The organism is Flavobacterium branchiophilum NBRC 15030 = ATCC 35035, assembly GCF_002217205.1.
GTDB classification, from domain to species: Bacteria; Bacteroidota; Bacteroidia; order Flavobacteriales; family Flavobacteriaceae; genus Flavobacterium; species Flavobacterium branchiophilum.
The window spans coordinates 1-3049 of the sequence record NZ_MUGT01000167.1 but is presented as its reverse complement, the minus strand read 5'-3'; the positions used below and the strand labels follow the sequence as shown (position 1 = coordinate 3049).

The 3049-nt window shown below is 35.0% G+C and carries 2 protein-coding genes; both read left to right on the top strand.

Annotated elements, in window-relative coordinates:
* The first annotated feature begins 284 nt into the window (after positions 1 to 284).
* Positions 285 to 554: a 30S ribosomal protein S15 gene (gene rpsO, locus B0A58_RS15075; protein ID WP_014083558.1), complete on the top strand. Its 270-nt coding sequence runs from the start codon at positions 285 to 287 to the stop codon at positions 552 to 554.
* A 206-nt stretch (positions 555 to 760) separates the two neighbouring features.
* On the top strand, positions 761 to 2908 hold the full coding sequence (locus B0A58_RS15070) for a polyribonucleotide nucleotidyltransferase (protein ID WP_089081727.1): 2148 nt from the start codon (positions 761 to 763) through the stop codon (positions 2906 to 2908).
* The last annotated feature ends 141 nt before the right edge of the window (positions 2909 to 3049 follow it).

Here is a 3049-nt window from a genome sequence, read left to right as displayed (position 1 = left end):
TTTTGCGTAACGTGAGTAATTAATATTTAAAAATAAAAAGGGTTGCCTGTATCTAAAAATATTTTCGATTTCAAAACATTAGATTCCTTTTGCAACAAGCTTAACTCAAAAAGCCACCCCTATAATTTAAAGATGAATGTAAATTGTTATTGTAAAAATAAATTCTAAAATATTCTTACTATAAATTTAACTAAAATGTTGTATGTTCCAAAAAATTAATTAAATTTGCACCGTCTTACAAAAGCTGTAATGACATACATAAGAATTATTAAATAAATATTGGAATGTATTTAACCAAAGAAATTAAAGAAGAAATCTTCGCTAAACACGGAGGAAATGCTGCAAACACAGGATCTGCAGAGGGACAAATTGCGTTATTCACTTACAGAATTACACATTTAACAGAACACTTGAAAAAAAATCGTCATGATTATAATACAGAGCGTTCGCTAGTATTGTTAGTAGGAAAAAGAAGAGCGTTATTGGACTACTTAAAGAAAACTGAAATTAACAGATACCGTGAGATAATCAAAGTATTAAATATCAGAAAATAATCCTAAAGAGGTGCTTTTGCACCTCTTTTTTTAATTTAGGGCTTTTATAAATTCCTTATAAAAAGAGCGATTAAAAATAAAATTTTAAAAAAAAGGGCATTATTTTTATCAAAAAAAGAAAAAAGTTTGGTTTTTCATTGGGTTTTAGAAAACAACTACACACAACAACACAACTAAAACCCATTGTTTAATCAAAAATAAAAATTATGATTCCAAAAGTATCAAAAACAATTATCGATTTAGGAGATGGACGAAGCATCTCAATCGAAACAGGAAAATTAGCCAAACAAGCCGATGGATCTGTAGTAGTACAAATGGGCAACTCGATGTTGCTAGCTACCGTAGTATCTGCCCGTCAGGCCAGCCCAGGAATTGATTTTTTGCCATTGACGGTAGATTATCGAGAAAAATTTGCCGCTGCAGGACGATTTCCAGGTGGTTTTTTTAAGAGAGAAGCCCGTCCAAGCGACAGCGAAGTTTTGACCATGAGATTGGTAGATAGGGTTTTGCGACCATTATTTCCTGATGATTATCATGCAGAAACTCAAGTAATGGTTCAGTTGATGAGTCACGACGAAGATGTAATGCCAGATGCACTTGCTGGATTGGCCGCTTCGGCAGCATTGGCAATATCGGATATTCCATTTTCAACTTTAATTTCTGAAGTACGTGTGGCCAGAATCGATGGCAAATTGCTTATCAATCCTAGTCGTGCCCAATTGGCTTTGTCTGATATAGACATGATGATTGGAGCATCTAAAGATTCTATTGCCATGGTTGAAGGAGAAATGAAGGAAATTTCAGAATCTGAAATGGTAGAAGCCATCAAATTTGCACATGAAGCCATCAAAATTCAAATTGAAGCACAGGAAAAATTACAAGAGCTAGTAGGTAAAAAAGACATCAGAACGTATGAAAACGAAAAATCTGATGAAGCCATTTTTGAAAAAGTAAAAGCCGCAGCATACCAAAAATGTTTTGACATTGCCAAAGAAGGAACTGCCAAACACGAGCGTTCTGAAAAATTTGCTTTAGTTAAAGAAGAAGTAAAAGCCTTATTTACAGAAGAAGAATTGTCTGAGAATGGCGATTTAGTTTCAAAATATTTTTACAAAGTAAATAAAGAAGCCGTTAGAAATGTCATTTTAGATTTAGGTTTGAGATTGGACGGCAGAAAAACTACAGAAATACGACCAATATGGGCCGAGGTAGATTATTTGCCATCTGTACACGGTTCGGCCATTTTTACACGAGGCGAAACGCAAGCTTTGGCAACTGCCACTTTAGGAACCTCGAGAGAGGCCAATCAAATTGATTCTCCAAGCGAGCAAGGAGAAGAAAAATTTTACTTACATTATAACTTTCCACCGTTTTCAACAGGAGAAGCAAAACCATTAAGAGGGACATCGAGAAGAGAAGTGGGACATGGAAATTTGGCTCAAAGAGCTTTAAAAAACATGATTCCTGCAGACTGTCCTTATACTATTAGAGTAGTTTCTGAAGTGTTAGAGTCCAATGGATCGTCGTCTATGGCAACGGTTTGTGCAGGTACATTATCTTTGTTAGATGCTGGAATTCAAATGATTAAACCCGTTTCTGGGATTGCAATGGGATTGATAACAGACGGAGAAAGATTTGCAGTATTGTCTGATATTCTTGGCGATGAGGATCATTTAGGCGATATGGATTTTAAAGTAACTGGTACAGCTGATGGTATTACGGCATGTCAAATGGACATCAAAATTGAAGGTTTAGCATACAATATCATGGAGCAAGCATTAGCACAAGCTCGAGATGGTCGTTTGCATATTTTAGGAAAAATTACAGAAGTACTAGCAACACCAAGACCCGATGTTAAAAAACATGCACCAAAAATCATCACAAGAACTATTCCTGGAAACTTTATTGGAGCATTAATTGGCCCTGGAGGCAAAGTAATTCAGGAATTACAAAAAGCAACAGGAACAACTATCGTAATCAACGAAGTAGATGAGCAAGGAGTTGTAGAAATTTTGGGTACCGATCCAGATGGCATTGCAGCAGTATTAGCAAAAATTGATTCTATTGTATTTAAACCACAACTTGGCGAAGCTTATGAAGTAAAAGTCATTAAAATGTTAGACTTTGGTGCAGTAGTAGAATATACGGCTGCTCCTGGAAACGAAGTCCTTTTGCACGTATCTGAATTGGCATGGGAACGTACCGAAAATGTTTCGGATGTTGTAAAAATGGGCGATGTCTTTCAAGTAAAATACCTTGGAATTGACCCTAAAACACGTAAAGAAAAAGTATCTAAAAAAGCACTTTTACCACGTCCTCCAAGAGAAGACAAAAAAGAAGCTCCAAAATCTTAATATTCAAAAAAAAAAGCTGTTTCAATAATTAGAAACAGCTTTTTTTTGGCAAAATAGTACCATGTTACTTACCATTGTCAAAGTTATTATCAATGACAATCATTTAAAGTGAAATACCATTTTTCTTATACCAAATATATT